The organism is Caldicoprobacter algeriensis, from assembly GCF_023838525.1.
Taxonomy (GTDB): Bacteria; Bacillota; Clostridia; order Caldicoprobacterales; family Caldicoprobacteraceae; genus Caldicoprobacter; species Caldicoprobacter algeriensis.
Window position 1 is genome coordinate 94,550 of record NZ_JAHUQD010000003.1, and the last position, 17,193, is coordinate 111,742.

The 17,193-nt window shown below is 50.2% G+C and carries 15 protein-coding genes and 1 other annotated feature; all 15 genes read left to right on the top strand.

Going from position 1 to position 17,193, the window contains the following annotated elements; genetic code table 11:
* Positions 1 to 71: 71 nt before the first annotated feature.
* Positions 72 to 212, top strand: a complete 141-nt coding sequence (gene scfA / locus KVG29_RS02710; protein WP_252226309.1) for a six-cysteine ranthipeptide SCIFF — start codon at positions 72 to 74, stop codon at positions 210 to 212.
* Between the two features lie 182 nt (positions 213 to 394).
* Positions 395 to 1,627, top strand: a complete 1,233-nt coding sequence (secD, locus tag KVG29_RS02715) for a protein translocase subunit SecD (protein ID WP_252226311.1) — start codon at positions 395 to 397, stop codon at positions 1,625 to 1,627.
* Between the two features lie 16 nt (positions 1,628 to 1,643).
* The gene (gene secF / locus KVG29_RS02720; RefSeq protein ID WP_252226312.1) at positions 1,644 to 2,534 is read left to right on the top strand and encodes a protein translocase subunit SecF; all 891 of its coding nucleotides are present in this window, start codon (positions 1,644 to 1,646) and stop codon (positions 2,532 to 2,534) included.
* Between the two features lie 303 nt (positions 2,535 to 2,837).
* On the top strand, positions 2,838 to 5,366 hold the full coding sequence (gene recJ / locus KVG29_RS02725; RefSeq protein WP_252226314.1) for a single-stranded-DNA-specific exonuclease RecJ: 2,529 nt from the start codon (positions 2,838 to 2,840) through the stop codon (positions 5,364 to 5,366).
* 2 nt (positions 5,367 to 5,368) lie between these two features.
* Positions 5,369 to 5,887 (top strand): adenine phosphoribosyltransferase, encoded by a 519-nt coding sequence (locus KVG29_RS02730; RefSeq protein WP_252226317.1) that lies wholly within the window; start codon positions 5,369 to 5,371, stop codon positions 5,885 to 5,887.
* Between the two features lie 105 nt (positions 5,888 to 5,992).
* Positions 5,993 to 8,188: a RelA/SpoT family protein gene (locus KVG29_RS02735; RefSeq protein WP_252226319.1), complete on the top strand. Its 2,196-nt coding sequence runs from the start codon at positions 5,993 to 5,995 to the stop codon at positions 8,186 to 8,188.
* Between the two features lie 74 nt (positions 8,189 to 8,262).
* Positions 8,263 to 8,712, top strand: coding sequence for a D-aminoacyl-tRNA deacylase (dtd, locus tag KVG29_RS02740; protein ID WP_252226321.1), 450 nt, complete (start codon positions 8,263 to 8,265; stop codon positions 8,710 to 8,712).
* Complete coding sequence (locus KVG29_RS02745; RefSeq protein WP_252226323.1) at positions 8,712 to 9,374, top strand: MBL fold metallo-hydrolase; 663 nt, start codon at positions 8,712 to 8,714, stop codon at positions 9,372 to 9,374. The genes dtd and KVG29_RS02745 overlap by 1 nt, the downstream gene beginning before the upstream one ends.
* Positions 9,375 to 9,652: 278 nt before the next feature.
* A complete protein-coding gene (gene hemZ / locus KVG29_RS02750; RefSeq protein ID WP_252226325.1) occupies positions 9,653 to 11,203 on the top strand; it encodes a coproporphyrinogen dehydrogenase HemZ in 1,551 nt (516 codons plus the stop codon).
* Positions 11,193 to 11,612 (top strand): PPC domain-containing DNA-binding protein, encoded by a 420-nt coding sequence (locus tag KVG29_RS02755; RefSeq protein ID WP_252226326.1) that lies wholly within the window; start codon positions 11,193 to 11,195, stop codon positions 11,610 to 11,612. Before hemZ ends, KVG29_RS02755 begins: the two co-directional genes overlap by 11 nt.
* Positions 11,613 to 11,669: 57 nt before the next feature.
* Positions 11,670 to 11,906: a binding site (T-box leader), on the top strand.
* A 53-nt stretch (positions 11,907 to 11,959) separates the two neighbouring features.
* Positions 11,960 to 13,228: a histidine--tRNA ligase gene (gene hisS / locus KVG29_RS02760; RefSeq protein ID WP_252226328.1), complete on the top strand. Its 1,269-nt coding sequence runs from the start codon at positions 11,960 to 11,962 to the stop codon at positions 13,226 to 13,228.
* 375 nt (positions 13,229 to 13,603) lie between these two features.
* Complete coding sequence (gene aspS / locus KVG29_RS02765) at positions 13,604 to 15,388, top strand: aspartate--tRNA ligase (protein ID WP_252226329.1); 1,785 nt, start codon at positions 13,604 to 13,606, stop codon at positions 15,386 to 15,388.
* A gap of 64 nt (positions 15,389 to 15,452) precedes the next feature.
* Complete coding sequence (locus KVG29_RS02770) at positions 15,453 to 16,235, top strand: tRNA threonylcarbamoyladenosine dehydratase (RefSeq protein ID WP_252226474.1); 783 nt, start codon at positions 15,453 to 15,455, stop codon at positions 16,233 to 16,235.
* Between the two features lie 70 nt (positions 16,236 to 16,305).
* Complete coding sequence (locus KVG29_RS02775; protein ID WP_252226331.1) at positions 16,306 to 16,752, top strand: SoxR reducing system RseC family protein; 447 nt, start codon at positions 16,306 to 16,308, stop codon at positions 16,750 to 16,752.
* 22 nt (positions 16,753 to 16,774) lie between these two features.
* On the top strand, positions 16,775 to 17,104 hold the full coding sequence (gene trxA / locus KVG29_RS02780; protein ID WP_252226333.1) for a thioredoxin: 330 nt from the start codon (positions 16,775 to 16,777) through the stop codon (positions 17,102 to 17,104).
* Positions 17,105 to 17,193 lie beyond the last annotated feature (89 nt).

A 17,193-nucleotide genomic window follows, 5' to 3' on the forward strand; every position in this document is an offset into this window, starting at 1 on the left:
ATTATTCGAGTTCAAAAAACTAAAAATAGGTGAAAATTGTATAAATTTGCTGTAAAGGAGGCGTGTAAAATATGAAGCACATCAAGACGTTACATAAAGGAACGTTGAAGGACAGCCTGAAAAATGGCGGTTGCGGGGAATGCCAGGCATCTTGCCAGTCTGCCTGTAAGACTTCGTGCACTGTGGCCAATCAAGCATGCCAGAAGCAATAATTTTAGCCGTGTTGTGTCAAGACGCATGAACATTTGTAATAAATTATGGCGTAAGCGGGGAAACAGCAGTGGCGTTCGCTACTGCTGTTTTTTATTGGGCTGTACGCTGTTTCCGTTATTGACTAGTCTGGTGGCCAGGTATTATAATGGATGAGTAAGCTCGTTTTAAAGGGGGCCAGTGAATGAGAAAGAAAAGCGGTTTAAAGCTATTTTTGATAATCGCATGCATTGCCATACTGTGTTATATTGCATTGAACGGCCTTGAAATAGGGATATACAGGATTGTTCCCCTTGGGGAAAGGGTACAGCAGGGATTGGACCTGAAAGGCGGGCTCTATGTGGTGTATGAGGCCGATATCGCTCCTGGTGATCCAGACAGGGATAACAAAATAGCAGGCGCAATACGGGTGATGCGCAACCGGCTTGACAAAGCCAATCAGCACGAGGCCACCATTGCGCCTCAGGGGACCAACCGCATTGTAGTGGAGATACCGGGTGTGGACAATCCGCAGGAGCTGGCTGATATATTGATGAAGCCCGCTGTGCTGGAGTTTATCGGCCCAGAAGGGGATGTAATAATCACAGGCAAGGATGTCAAAACCGCAAAGCCGGGGTATATAACAGGTCAAAAGCCCGTTGTGCACTTTGAACTGCATCCAGAAGGTGCCAAAAAATTTGCCGAGGCTACCGAGAAATATCTTGGCAAGGTGATAAAGATCGTTCTGGACGGCAATCCCATATCCCAGCCTACAGTTAATGAGGTAATTCCGAATGGTCAAGGCGTAATCGAGGGCATGAAGGACATAGAAGAAGCTCAAAAGCTGGCTAATTTGATCGAAAGCGGTGCCCTTCCTGTTGAGCTCAAGCAGGTGGAAGTGAGGACCATTGGTGCAACGCTGGGAGCCAACGCACTTGAAAGGGGAATACTGGCAGGCATAGTGGGGCTTTCGCTGGTGTTCTTATTCATGCTCGTCTATTATAGGCTGCCTGGCCTGGTTGCCGATTTGGCCCTTGTGCTATATGCACTGCTGGTCATGCTGATTACGGTGCTGGCTCGCATTACCATTACGCTTCCGGGAATTGCAGGTATAGTGTTATCGATAGGAATGGCGGTGGACGCCAATGTGATAATATTCGAAAGGATTAAAGAGGAACTTAGGGCTGGCAAGACCATGAGGGCGGCTCTGGACTCGGGCTTTTCAAAGGCATTCAGTGCCATACTGGATTCCAACGTCACAACCCTTATTGCCGGCGTGGTGCTTTTGTATTTTGGGACAGGCCCCATCCAGGGATTTGCCAAGACGCTTATGCTGGGCGTAGTGGTGAGTATGTTTACGGCCATAGTCTTCACAAAGTATGTCTTGCGGCTCATCATAGACTTGAATGTGCAAAATAAGAAGTTGTATGGTGTATGAGAGGGGAATAACGGAGATGAACATAGATTTAGTTTCAAAGTACAAGATATTTGTTGCCATTTCGCTGGTCGTAATAATAGCCGGGCTGGCCGTCACGGTTTTCCAGGGCTTAAACCTGGGGATCGATTTCAAGGGTGGAACCGTGATATACGTAAACATCGGTAAACCCTATTCGCCCGATGATATTCGCAGCATATTGTCATCCCAGGGTATAGAGGCTACTGTGGTGCAGGTGGGCGACAACAAGCAGGATGCCATTATACGCATGAGGTATATGGAAAATCAAAAAGAGATACAGCAGAAATTGATAGAGGCCTTGAAGGAGAAATATGATTTAACCGACGAGAGGTTCAACGTTGATACGGTGGGGCCCACCATAGGAAAGGACCTTACGCGCAATGCCATCCTGTCCACCGTCATATCATGGGTGTTTATACTCATATACGTAGGGATACGCTTTGAGTTCAAGTCAGGGGTGGCAGCCATTGTCGCTTTGGTACACGACGTGCTTATAATGGTTTCAGCTGCTGCACTGTTGAGAACGCAGATAAACAGCCCGTTTGTGGCGGCTGTACTGACCATAATAGGTTATTCCATCAACGACACCATTGTAATTTTTGATAGGGTACGCGAGAACCAGAAGAGGTCTGGCAAAAGCTTGTCCAAGGCAGAAATAGTGAACAGAAGCATCAACGAATCGCTTACACGTACCATCAATACCGCTCTCACCACCTTCTTTACGGTGACGGCTTTGTATGTGTTCGGGGTTGAATCCATCAAGGAATTTTCCCTACCCATTTTGGTGGGTATCATATCGGGAACCTATTCTACCATATTTATTGCTGGACCCCTGTGGGTTGAATGGAACGAAAGGGCCGAGCGACGCAGGCTTGCTACTGCAAAATAATTGCAAAATAGTATGGTTTGAATCTTAAAGAGTTGAAACTAGGTTAATTACTGATTTGTAGACGGTCGGTATGAGTGGGCCAATAGTCATGTTACATTTTGACCAAGTTGTTATCTCTTGTACCGCCTCGTATACGAGACGGAGAAAGGTAGGGGACTGTTGATGGTAATATCATGCAATGGTTATAAATGGTTATGAATGAGCTTCCTTCGGGAAGCTCTTGTTGTTATTTTTATGGCTGATTTCTTGGTCGGTTATTGAGGGAGAACTCCCTTATTTTTTGCCGGGAGGAGCTGAAATGTCATGCCGCTTTATCTTCCGCTGGTAGAGGAGACGCCAGAATGGCAACGATGTATAGAGATAATCCAGGATGGCTTAGGGATCTCCAGGGTCGTGGCCAGATTGCTGGTAAACAGGGGCATCACCGATTTACAGCAGGCTGCCTCGTTTATCAACCCCACTCTGGATGGGTTGCATGACCCTTTTTTGCTGCCCGATATGGCAACAGCCGTAGGGCGAATCCGAAAGGCTATCAGCAGCGGACAACGTATTGCAATATACGGGGATTATGATGTTGATGGGATCACCGCGGCATCTGCTCTGTATTTGTTTTTAAAGGGTAAAGGCGCTGATGTTGAGGTATACATTCCTGATCGCTATTCAGAAGGGTACGGCATGAATTGCCAGGCCGTTGAGCAGCTTTATGCCCGCGGGACCAAGCTCATCATAACGGTAGATTGCGGCATAACCGCAGTTGAGGAGGTTGAGCTGGCCAGGCAACTGGGCATGGACGTCATAGTGACCGACCATCACCGGTGTCCGGGTAACCTCCCCCGTGCCTGTGCTGTTATCAACCCCTCCCGCAGCGACCACTCTTATCCCTTTTGCAGCCTGGCAGGGGTAGGCGTGGCCGCCAAACTGATTCAGGCCATGAGCGGAGCTGAAGCGCTGGAGGAGTATCTTGACCTAATAGCCCTGGGTACGGTGGCCGATGTGGTGCCTTTGCTGGGCGAAAATCGAATACTGGCGGCCAAAGGTATAGAGCGCATAAACACATCTCCCCGGTTGGGAGTTGAGGCTTTGATCAAAGCCGCTGGGCTGGCCCAGGGCAGTATTGATGCATACAGGATAGCTTTTATGCTGGCGCCCAGGCTCAACGCTGCTGGGAGGATGTCAACGGCCTATCTGGGCTTTTCGCTGCTTACAACCCAGGATGAAGAGGAGGCAGCACGCATTGCGCGGCAGCTTAATGAGGAGAACAGCAGGCGCCAGCAGATTGAAAATGCCCTGTTGGAGGAATGTATAGACAGGCTTATTAACAACGGTGACCTCAGCGCTGAATGGATAATCGTATTGGAAGGGGAGGAGGGGGAAGGCTGGCACCCCGGCGTCATAGGCATTGCGGCTTCCAAAATTAGCGAGCAGTTCTACCGGCCCTGTATATTGATTTCGCTACAGGGCGATACAGGTGTGGGCTCTGCGCGAAGCATTGAAGGCTTTAATATATACAACGCTTTAAAACACGTTGATGACCTCTTCATTCGGTTTGGAGGCCATGAAATGGCTGCGGGTTTTAGCATTCCCAGAGAAGCTATCCCGGAGTTAAAACAGCGCCTTTTAAACTATGCGCATCACAATATGGACGATTCGCTGTTCATTCCTCGCAATTATCATGATGGGCTGCTGATGCCACAGGATATTACGCTGTCGCTGGTGCAGGAGCTAAAGCAGCTGGAGCCCTTTGGCATGGGAAATCCGCCACCCAGATTCCTGTTTTGCAACGCTGAAGTGGAAAATTGCTGGACCGTTGGGAATGACGGCAAGCATCTTAAGATGTCGGTTTCCACCGGACAGCGGCTGTGGGATGCTATTGGATTTGGGCTGGGCGATAAAAAGGATTATCTGATGGGTGGGCGCAAAAAGGTGGATATCATTGCCGCGGTTGAGGAAAACGAGTGGGGTGGCGTGAAAAAAATTCAGTTCAATGTAAAATCCATGCAGGCCGTTTTAAATGATCGTGATGACGTTGAAGCTTTTCTGGAGCCGTTTTATTTTAAATTTTTTGATGCTTTTTTGCAAGAAATTATGTATAATAATGATTGCATAAATGGCAAACAATTGAGCAAAGCGGAATGGCCGGCGTTCCAGCAGGTGGGTTGTGAGGAGGCGGTGCGCTGCTTTAAGGCATCCAAAGTGGGCAACTTGATTTTGGCAAGCACCCTGGAAGGAGCACGGTGGGCATTAAACCTGATGGTTGAAGAGGAGATGTCACATACGGCGTTTGCATACGGATACTTCCACGAGATGTGGGAGACGGGGATGAACGGCATCCTCCTCGCCCCTGTGATCGACAGGGTCCTCTTCAGGCACTACAGGAGGATCTTTTTGCTTGAAGGGGAGCTTCCTCTGTACCCGCGATTGCACCTTGTGGAAGGTTTAAGGGAAAGGGTGTACGTCATAAAGGGCTGGAATAGCCAGGGGCTGCTGCTCAAAGATGTGATTGAGCGGCTGGACGTGGAGAGGCCACACTTTGTAGCACTATACAAATGGTTGCACTCACGGCGTCCGGGCCAAAACCTGTGGCCGGGGGTGTCCAAGATGGTGTGGCAGTTCAATCAGGCAACGGGCCAGGATATAAACGAGTTTCAGATGCGCTTGATGCTGGGCGTATTTAAAGAGCTGGACTTTGTAAGGATAGACAGCCAGCAGGCCTATGTCAAGGTCGAGTGCGTACAAAATCCACGCAGCCGCGAGCTTACAGAGAGCGTGCTTTATCAAAAATACAGGGCATGGATTGAAGGGTTGCAATCCCACTGCAAAAAGGAGGAGTAAGAATGGACTTGAAGTCAAAGATCAGGGTGGTGCCGGATTTTCCTAAGCCGGGCATAAGCTTTAAGGACATAACCACTTTGCTCAAGGATCGCGAAGCCTACGTCTACACGATAGATTCGCTGGTGGCTTTTTGCAAGGACAAGGGGGCTGAACTTATAGTCGGGCCCGAGGCCAGAGGTTTTGTGCTGGGAGCGCCGGTTGCGTACGCTCTAAAGGTGGGGTTTGTGCCGGTGCGTAAGCCGGGCAAGCTGCCAGCCGAGACTGTCAGATACGAGTACGGCCTGGAGTATGGTTCGGATGTACTGGAGATGCACAAGGACGCCATTCAGCCCGGGCAGAAGGTGGTAGTGGTGGATGACCTGCTGGCCACGGGTGGCACTGCTTTGGCGGCTGTCAAGCTTGTCGAAAAGCTAGGTGGGATGGTGACGGGCGTGGCGTTTGTCATAGAGCTGTCATACTTAAACGGTAGAAAGGCGCTGGAAGGGTATGACGTGTATTCCGTGATTACCTACGATGACTGAGCATAGAGATGAAGAAGTAAAGGGTGGTTGGTGCTTGCTGTACCAGCCATTCTTTGTATTTATCTTAATGGGCACTTCCATTTACGGTGGAAAGGGGGTGGAATAATGAATGGCAATGGAATAGAAGCCAAGGTGGCAGAGCTTGAGTCCAAAGCCGAGCAGGCGTATGGCAAGGAGGGACTGGAGAAGGTCCGCAAGGCCTATGCTTATGCCGCAAAAGCCCACGAGGGGCAAAAGCGGTCGTCTGGCGAGCCATTTATTATCCACCCCGTGGAAGTGGCCCTTATATTGATGGAGCTTGGTTTGGATGTCGATACGGTTGTGGCCGGCATACTGCACGATGTCATAGAGGATACCGGCGTGACCATACAGCAGCTTGAGGAGGAGTTTGGGGCCGATGTAGCAAAGCTGGTGGACGGGGTTACAAAGCTCAGCCGTATAGAGTACAAGAGCAAGGAGGAGCAGCAGCTGGAAAGCCTGCGAAAGATGTTTGTGGCCATGGCAAAGGACATAAGGGTTATAATCATCAAGCTTGCCGACCGGCTGCACAACTTAAGGACCCTTGAGTACGTCGATGAGGAAAAGCAGCGCGAAAAGGCCTATGAGACGCTGGAGATTTATGCTCCCCTCGCTCACCGGCTGGGGATATTCAAAATAAAGTGGGAGCTGGAGGATATATCGCTGCGCTATATCGATCCCAAGGGATATTATGACCTGGTGGAGAAGGTTGCCGCCAAGAGAAGAGAGAGAGAGGCATACATCCAGGACGTCATTCAAACGCTCAAGAAAAAGCTCAATGAGATGAACATCGAGGCCGAGATAGAGGGGCGCCCCAAGAATTTTTACAGCATTTACCGCAAGATGTACATGCAGCACAAGAGCTTTGAGGAGATTTATGATTTGCTGGCCATTCGCGTTATCGTAAATTCGGTGAAAGATTGCTATGCGGTTCTGGGGATAGTTCATACCCTTTGGAAGCCCATTCCCGGCCGATTTAAGGATTATATAGCTGTTCCCAAGCCCAACATGTATCAATCGCTTCATACCACCGTCATTGACTCAAGGGGCGAGCTGTTTGAGATACAGATAAGGACCTGGGATATGCACCGTACCGCCGAATACGGGATTGCAGCCCACTGGAAATACAAAGAGGGGCGCAAGGTTTCAACCGACCTTGACGAAAAGCTGTCATGGATACGTCAGCTTTTGGAATGGCAGAACGAGCTTAAGGATTTTAGGGAATTTGTTGAGACCCTGAAGATAGATCTGTTTAGCGATGAGGTGTTCGTCTTCACGCCCAAGGGCGATGTCATTGACCTGCCAAAGGGAGCAGTGCCGCTGGACTTTGCGTATGCCATCCACACCGAGATAGGCAACAAGTGCGTGGGCGCAAAGGTAAACGGCAAGCTGGTTCCTTTAGATTATCAGCTTCAAACCGGCGATATAGTGGAGATCATCACCTCTCCCAGCAGCCGTGGGCCCAGCCGTGACTGGCTTAAAATAGTCAAGACCACTCAGGCCAAGAACAAGATCAAACAGTGGTTCAAAAAGGAACGGCGTGAGGAAAACATAATAAAGGGCAAGGAAATGCTGGAGAAAGAGGCAAAGCGGCAGGGGTATGTCCTGTCGCAGCTCCTTAAAAATGAATGGATTGAACCAATACTTAAGAAATACGGGTTTCACTCGATTGACGATATATACGCTGCAATCGGTTATGGCGGGCTTACCACCAGCCAGGTGCTGGTAAGGCTCATCAACGAGTACAAGAAGTATCAAAAGGTGGCTGCCTCCGAGTCAGAGGAGGGGGCAGCTGCAAAGCAGGCAAAGGAAGACAGGCCCAAGAGGCGCGCCGACAATGGTATACATGTGAAGGGCGTCGACAATATACTGGTGAGGATTGCCAGGTGCTGTAATCCCGTGCCAGGCGATAAAATTATAGGGTATATTACAAGGGGCAGAGGGGTATCAGTGCACAGGGCTGATTGTGTGAACGTGGCCAGTATTGCCCCTGAAGAAAGGCACCGGCTGGTGGAGGTAGAGTGGACGGGTGAGGATAAAGCCTCTTACAACGCTGAGATACAGATAATAGCGCGGGACAGGCATTCGCTCCTGGCCGATATTACCAGCACGCTTGCCAATATGGATATAGCCTTGACGGCTGTTAACGCTAGGACCAACAGGGTGCGCCAGGCCCTCATAAATTTAAGCCTGGAGATAAAGAACACCCAGCAGCTTGAAAAAGTGATGAGGCAGCTTAAAAAGGTACCTGATATACTGGATGTGCACAGGGTGAACGCCTGAGAAGGATTGGTATCGTAACTTAGGAGCTTGAATTCTTGAATTAAAATTAGAGGCAAAATGGAGTGTGGTTTTGGATGAGAGCTGTTGTTCAACGAGTGAAGCACGCCAGCGTTAAGGTGGATGGAGAGGTAGTCGGCTCAATTGGGAATGGGCTGCTGGTCTTTTTGGGCGTGGAAAAGGACGATGGCGAAGATGACCTGGCATATATAGTGGACAAGGTGGCAGGCCTGAGGGTGTTTGAGGACGAGAATGGCAAGATGAACCTGTCGGTGCAGGATGTGGGCGGAGCCATACTGGCGGTGTCGCAGTTTACCCTGTACGGGGACTGCAGAAAAGGGCGCAGGCCCAGTTTTACGCAGGCGGCACCTCCCGATATGGCCAGGAGGTATTACGACTTATTTGTAGAAAGAATAGGTGAGCTGGGCATCCATGTAGCCACCGGCATATTTCAGGCGAAGATGGAGGTATTGCTGCTCAATGACGGGCCCGTGACGATACTGCTGGACAGTAAGAGGACTTTTTGATGTGGAAAGGAGAAGCAAACATGAAGGTTATAGCCATGCCGGTTGGAGAGCTGGCTGCCAACTGCTATATAGTGTATTGTGAGAATACCAGGAAGGCGGCCGTTATTGACCCCGGTGCAGATGGCCAGCGCATTTTAAATCGCATACAGTATGAAGGGCTTAATGTGGAGCATATACTGCTTACGCACGGCCATTTTGACCACATAGGGGCCGTAAAGTTCCTCAAGGAGCAATTGGGGGCCGCTGTGGCCATTCATTCCGGTGATGCCCAGGCCCTTACCGATGCCAGCCGGAACCTTTCGGCGCTCATGGGAGGGCATTTGGTGCAGGTGCCGCCGGATGTATTGCTCGAAGAGGGAGATATCATTGCCGTTGGTGATGTAAGGATGGAGGTACTCCATACGCCGGGGCATTCGGAGGGCAGTGCCTGTTTCGTGGTGAACAGCCCGGTAAAGGCGGTGTTCACAGGGGATACGCTGTTTCAGGGGGCGATAGGCAGGAGCGATTTTCCCGGGGGCAGTTATGGCCAGCTGATCAGCTCCATAAGGGATAAGCTGCTGGTACTCGATGATGATTACACCATTTATCCGGGCCATGGATTGAAGAGCACCATTGGTACTGAAAGGACTGCCAATCCGTTTATAAGGTATTATGTGAAATGATGGCTGATAAAAGGTATTGTTGAGAATCTGATAAAGTGCTGTTGAGAATTGTTTGCTATGTGAGAGGCCTTAACTTAACTCATTCTTCTGAATCAATCTTGTGTACGTCTATCTTATCGTGAAGCTCCGTCGAGAAACCTTGCTTCTTTTGAGGGGATGAAAGGCGTTTTAAAGGCCTTGGTTTGAGCCATGATCAGACTTGTAGGGCTTGACCTGTCCGATTTTAGAAGTAAGAGGATGTCGCATAAATCAGACAATGAGTGGAGGGCTGCTGTGATTTGAATGTATATATTCATGTTTCAAGTGGCGGTTTTGAGCACGAGGTATGGGAACTGACTCGTGTGTTTTTCCCTGGCTGGCCGGTCAAGGTGCTGGGCGATGTGCCGGCAGAAGGGGACAATTCAGGAGGAAAAGCCGATGGGCATAGGGGTTTGTTCATCGTTGTTGAATATACTTGCTCGGACTTTGAAGTTGTAGCTAAAAGCTACCTGAAAGACGGTAGCGGGAAGGTGCTGTTTGACAGCCAGCGAAGACAAAAATTGGATGAAAGCACTAGGAGGTCTTGTCTCAAACAGAAGAGGGAGATAAAGAAGGTTTTGTGCCAATGCGTGTATGACGTGCTGTCGGAGTTTACCGGCAAGCATCCGCACTGGGGAATACTCACCGGCGTGCGCCCGCTTAAGGTGGTGCACCACCTGATGGATGATGGATTGAGCGATGAAGAGGTTTTGGGCGTCTTGGAGTCTGAGTACTACGTAAGGGATGATAAGGCTCGGCTTCTGGTTGAGACGGCCAACAACCAGCGGGATGTGATAAAATCCGCCTCTGTCGACACCGTATCGCTGTATATACACATTCCCTTTTGCACCACCAGATGCCTTTATTGTTCCTTTCCATCGGCTGTGATGGACGGGTGCGGGGGGATGGTGGATGCCTATATAGACTTCCTTGTTGCCGAGCTAGAGAGGGTGGTCTCGGTTTTGCTCCAAAAAGGGGTTGTGATTCAAAGCCTTTATATAGGCGGCGGGACCCCAACTGCCCTTGCCTACCCCCAACTGGAGCGGTTGCTAAGCGCCGTGGACGTGTTGCTGGATGGCCGGGACATAGACGAGTATACGGTGGAATGCGGCAGGCCCGATACTCTGGACCTTGACAAGCTTTCGTTGCTCAAGGCTTTCGGGGTAAACCGCATAAGCATCAACCCCCAGACCATGAACCAGGAGACGCTTGACAGGATCGGCCGGAGGCATACGGTGGAGCAGGTCATGTCGAGGTTTCACATGGCTAGGTATATTGGGTTTGACTGCATAAACATGGACGTCATAGTGGGGCTGCCCGGCGAAGGCGTGCCGCACATGGAAAGGACCATGGAGGCCATTGCGGCTTTGCAGCCCGATAACCTCACCGTCCACACCCTTGCTATAAAGAGGGCATCCAGGCTCAAGGAATCGCTGGATAAGTACCCCTTAACTTCAGATGATATGGCTGAGAAAATGCTGGAGGTATGCCAGAGATGGGTCAAGAAGATGGGGCTGGTGCCGTATTATCTTTATCGCCAGAAATACATGGTGGGTAATCTTGAAAACGTTGGATATACTAAGCCTGGCAAGGCGTGCATATACAACATCCAGATGATGGGGGAAAAGCAGACCATATGGGCTTTTGGTGCCGGTGCGGTGAGCAAGGTATACTTTGCCGAAAATGACTGCATACAGCGAGTCCCCAACGTAAAGGACGTGAAGGAGTACATGGATAGGCTTGACGAGATGATAGAGCGAAAGATGAGGTTTATAGATGGGTATAAAGGAGGTGTTGAGGATGACCTATAAAAGGTTTGGGAATACTTACGTTGTAAGCATTGAAAAGGGGGAGGAGATCGTCGAGTCGCTGAAGCGCTTTTGTGAGGCGGAAAATATTAAGCTGGGCTATATCACTGGCATAGGGGCTTCAAACAAGCTGGTCATAGGAATCTTTGATACCACTGAGAAGGTGTATCGCTCAACAGCGATAACAGGTGAGCACGAGATAACTTCACTCACGGGCAATGTTACCACCATGAATGGCGAGACATATCTTCACATACACGCCACCCTTGCCAATTCTGAATTTGAGGCTATAGGGGGGCATTTGAATTCGGCCGTCGTAAGCGGCGTGTGCGAGGTTTTCGTCCAGAAAGTGGAAGGAGAAGTGGATAGGGAGTTTGACCAGGATGTGGGGCTTAACGTTCTGAAGCTGTAGAAAACCATAGTTGACAGTACCTTGTCCTTGGCTTTATAATACTTATAACATTATACCCCAATGGCTGTGAAGGGGAGAGTACCTGGATGGATGCATCAGAGAGGGGATGCCGCGTCCAAATGTTGGTCGTGGGTGGGAGCATCCCTTGCGGAAGTCCCGGGAAGGACGCCCTGGAGCCGGTCTGCTGAATGGAAGTAGGCAGATCCGCCCAATCCGGCGTTAAGGGAAGAGCGGGAGAAGCTTATTTCTCCAACAAGGGTGGTACCGCGGGCAGTTAAACCTCTCGTCCCTTAATCAATGAAGGGAATGAGAGGTTTTTTAAGTTAATGCAGAGGAGGGATAGGGAGATGCTGACTCAGGCACCTAAAGGCACGAAGGATGTCTTGCCCGACGAGTCATACAAGTGGCACTATGTCGAAGGGATGATACGGGAGGTTACCCGTCTGTTTGGCTATAAAGAGGTGCGTACCCCCACTTTTGAGCACACCGAGCTGTTTGAACGGGGGGTGGGTGATACCACCGACGTGGTTCAGAAGGAGATGTATACCTTTATCGATAAGGGTGGAAGGAGCATTACCCTAAAGCCGGAGGGTACGGCAGGAGCGGTGCGCGCTTACATAGAAGGTAGGCTTTATGCGCAGCCCCAGCCGGTCAAGATGTATTATATAACCCCGGTGTTTCGCTACGAGAAGCCTCAGGCAGGGCGGTTGAGGGAGCATCACCAGTTCGGCGTGGAGGTGTTTGGTGCTCCGGATGCGTCGATGGATGCCGAGGTCATAAGCTTGGCGGCGGCTTTGTTTGAAAGGCTCAACATAAAAAACCTGGAACTCAATATAAACAGCATTGGCTGTCCCGTCTGCCGGCCCAGGTATCACCGGGCGCTCAAAGAGTACTTATCGGAGCAGCTCAATGAACTGTGCCCTAACTGCAGGCAGCGCTTCGATCGAAATCCCTTGAGAATACTGGACTGCAAGGAAGAAAAGTGCAGGCAGGTGGTAGCGTCCGTTCCGGTAATACTCGATTTTCTATGCGATGAGTGCAGGGCGCATTTTGAGAGCCTTAAGCGCTATCTTGATGCCGCGGACATATCCTATAAGGTCAATCCCATGATTGTAAGAGGGCTGGATTACTACACCAAAACGGTGTTTGAGTTTATTTCCCGGGACATAGGGGCACAGGGAACGGTATGCGGTGGGGGGCGTTATGACGGATTGGTGGGGCTGTGCGGTGGCCCCGAAACGCCCGGCGCCGGCTTTGGCATGGGCATTGAGAGGTTGCTCTTAGTCATGGAAAATCAGGGAGTTGAAATACCGCAGCCATCAAATCTGGACGTCATGTTCATAACTGTTGGGGATGAGGCGCGCTTTAAGGCCTTTAAGCTGGTTAAGGATTTGCGCTTGAGGGGAATTTCGGCCGATATGGACCACGTGGGCAGGAGCATAAAAGCCCAGTTTAAATATGCAGACAAGCTGAAGGTACCCAGGGTATGTGTAATCGGCGAGGATGAGCTCAGACAGGGATGCGTTAAAATAAGGGATATGGCATCCGGGCAGGAAGAGACGGTGCCCGTGAATGAGATTATCCCTTACTTTGAGCGTTTAAGGAGGCTTGATTGAACAACAAGGATGGTTAACTTGATGCTGGTATTGTCGGGTTTTCCGCTGGCGTGTCACAGCGTGGCTGTCTGGCAGGGTGACCGGGGCAAACACCTGCAATGGGTTTAACTTGGACGATACAGGTAGTGACGGTGTGTGAGAATGGGCGCCTAACGTTCGCGTTAATGTAGTCAATGTCTATGAATGTACTAGATATACGCGAATGGTGTGGTTAGATTGGGTATATACTGGACGGGATATCCGGCTGACCTGTTGTAACATGTGGTTGACCTGTAATAAGATGATAAGTCACACTGTTGATAGATGGTGATGTCAAACGATATAGATTTCAGCCAAGTAACTCACAAAATATGAAGAAAAAAGGAGGAATGCGGTATGGTCGAGTTAATGGGAAACTGGAAGAGAACCCATATGTGCGGTGTTTTGAACCTTGAACACGTAGGGCAGGAGGTAACCATTATGGGATGGGCGCATAGGCGCCGTGACCTGGGCGGGTTGATATTTATCGATTTAAGAGACCGCACCGGCATAGTACAGGTGGTATTTAACGAGGAGCGATGCGGCGAAGAGGTATTCCAAAAAGCCGAAGCGGTGCGTTCGGAGTATGTCCTGGCCGTGAAGGGAGCGGTGGTAAAGCGCGATCCCGATACCGTCAATCCCAAGATTCCCACGGGCGAGATTGAGGTGGTGGCAAGCCAGCTCAAGATTTTATCGGTTTCGAACACGCCGCCGTTTAGCCTTGAGGATGACATAAACGTCTCCGAGACGGTGAGGTTGAAATACCGGTACCTGGATTTGAGGCGGGCGGAGATGCAGAGAAACATAATACTGCGCCACAGAATAACCAAGTGGGTGCGGGATTTTCTGGATTCCAAAGGTTTTTATGAGATAGAGACGCCCATGCTCACACGGAGCACGCCCGAGGGTGCCAGAGATTATTTAGTGCCCAGCAGGTTGCATCCTGGTAAGTTCTATGCACTGCCTCAGTCGCCTCAGCTCTTCAAACAGCTACTCATGCTGTCAGGGTTTGACAGGTATTTTCAGATCGTCAGGTGTTTTAGAGATGAAGACTTGAGGGCCGACAGACAACCCGAGTTTACGCAGATAGATATAGAGATGTCGTTTGTGGATGTAGACGATGTCATAGCCTTAAATGAGGAGATGCTGGCCGACATATTCAAAAAGGCCCTGGGGATTGAGATATTGTTGCCGTTGCCGCGCCTCACTTACAAGGAAGCCATGGAGAGGTACGGGACAGACAAGCCCGACACGAGATTTGGCCTGGAGCTCAAGGACGTAACTGACCTGGTAAGGGATTGCGAGTTCAAGGTGTTTTCGGGCGCTGTCGCGTCTGGCGGCAGCGTAAGGGCCATAAACGCCAAGGGCTGTGCTGCCAAGTTTTCAAGGCGTGAGGTAGACTCCCTTGTGGATTTCGTCAAAAACTACGGAGCAAAAGGGTTGGCATGGATTGCCGTTGAGCATGACGGCTTGAAGTCGCCCATCACCAAGTTTTTCACCGAGCAGCAGCTGAGCAGCATACTAAAGCACCTGGAAGCCGAGCCTGGTGACCTGCTGCTTTTTGTGGCCGACAAGGACGATGTGGTGTTCCAGGCCCTGGGGCAGCTACGCCTGGAGCTGGGTCGTCGCTTGAACCTTATTGACGAATCGAAATACAACCTGGTGTGGGTTACCGAATTCCCGCTGCTGGAGTATGATGAAGAGGAAAAGCGCTTCGTTGCCAAACACCATCCGTTTACTGCTCCTATGGATGAGGACATAGAATATCTGGATACTGATCCCGGAAGGGTAAGAGCTAAGGCTTATGACGTTGTATTAAATGGGGTAGAGCTCGCATCTGGCAGCATTAGGATCCACACTACTGAGATGCAAGAAAAGATGCTCAATGTACTTGGCTTCTCCAAGGAAAAGGCCTGGCAGAGGTTTGGTTTTTTGCTTGAGGCTTTCAAGTACGGTGCTCCGCCTCATGGAGGAATTGCCTATGGCCTGGATCGCTTAGTGATGATGCTGGCCGGTAGGGATACCATAAGGGACGTCATAGCTTTCCCCAAGATGCAGAACGCATCCGACCCTCTGACCGATGCTCCATCGGAAGTGGAGCCCAAACAGCTAAAAGAGGTTCATATCCGTGTGGATGCGTAAGTTTAAAAATTGTGGTTTAATATTGCGATAAATGGTTAAATATAATGATAACGCGGGTGATGATATGCTCCACGCTTTTATAAGGACCCAGTGGCTGATCGGTGAGCAGGCGCTAAAGAAACTCAATAGCAGCGCGGTGGCGGTGTTTGGAATTGGAGGGGTGGGCAGCTTTGCCGCTGAGGCTCTGGCAAGATGTGGGGTGGGAACGCTGATCTTGGTGGATTATGACAGGGTGTGCCCCACCAACATCAACCGCCAGATTCATGCTGACACCACAACCATTGGGCGACCCAAGGTTGATGTGATGAAGGAAAGGCTGCTCAGGATAAATCCGGGTTTGAATGTCATATGCCGCGCGGCATTTTACGGGCCCGATACGGCCGAGGAGTTCCTTGATACAGGTTGTGATTATGTGATCGATGCCATGGATACCGTAGGCTCCAAGATTGACCTTGTGGTGAGATGCAAGCAAAAGGGTATACCCATAATTTCTAGCATGGGGGCTGGAAACAAGATGGATCCCACTGCCTTCAGGGTGGGGGATATATATCAGACCTCGGTGGACCCCATAGCTAAAATGATGCGGCGCGAGCTGAAAAAGCGGGGCATAGACAGCCTGAAGGTGGTGTATTCCACCGAGCCACCAATAAAGCCGAAGTATACTTTTGCTAATGTTGATGGTTCCGATGATTCAAATAAAGAGAGCGCGACAGAAGGTGTCGCTACTCCGGCAGGCGGGCGCAAACACCCGCCGGGTAGCATATCCTTTGTTCCGCCGGTGGTGGGATTTATCCTGGCCGGCGAGGTGGTAAAGGACCTCATCGATTGGCCACAGGGTGCTAGATGATTTTGTTTCTATGAGAGTAGTTACCAGGATGGGTTTTGCCGCAGTATTTTTGATACGGGGATGATAGCTTATGACAGAAGTGGGAGAAGTGATTCGAACAAAAGGCGATATGGCGGTGGTGCGCATCCAGCGAAGCTCGGCATGCCGGCACTGCGGGGCCTGCGGGCTTGGCGCTGGGCCCGATGAGATGCTTCTCACCCTGCCCAATAATCTGAACGCCAAGCCAGGCGACGTGGTTGAGCTGAGCCTGGAATCTGGCCAGCTACTTAAAGCATCGCTCATAACTTATTTGATTCCATTGGTTGCGTTGATGATGGGGGTCATAGTAGGGTATGCACTCGGTGGGTATATAGGAGCTGACCGGCAGCTGGCAGGAGCGGGGCTGGGGCTTGCCTTCACCGCGGTGGCCTTTGTGGTTATACGCGCTTTGGACCCTGTCTTTAAAAGGAGCAATCATTTTACGCCGCGTATGATCTCAATACTAAATAATAAAAACATAAGTGATGGAAATAATTAAAAAATAGAAGGGAGAGTTGGATATGGCAAGTCAAAACGTTATTACATTGACCGCTGATAATTTCGATAAAGAGGTGCTGCAATCGGATGTACCTGTCTTGGTCGATTTCTGGGCTGCCTGGTGCGGTCCGTGCAGGATGATTGCACCAATCATTGACCAGCTGGCTGATGAATACGCTGGCAGGCTAAAGGTGGGCAAAGTGAATGTGGATGAAGAGGCCCAGCTGGCCCAGAGGTACGGGATTATGAGCATACCGACGCTGTATTTCTTCAAAAACGGAGAGGCTATTGGCCAGCTAGTGGGGGTAAGGCCAAAAGCTGAGCTTGAAAGGGTAATACAGACTGTTCTATAAAAAGATCGGAAGAAATCCGATCTTTTTTTTGTGAAAAAACTTGTCAATTTTGAAAGTTGTAATTATAATGGATATAAAATTCGAGCGGC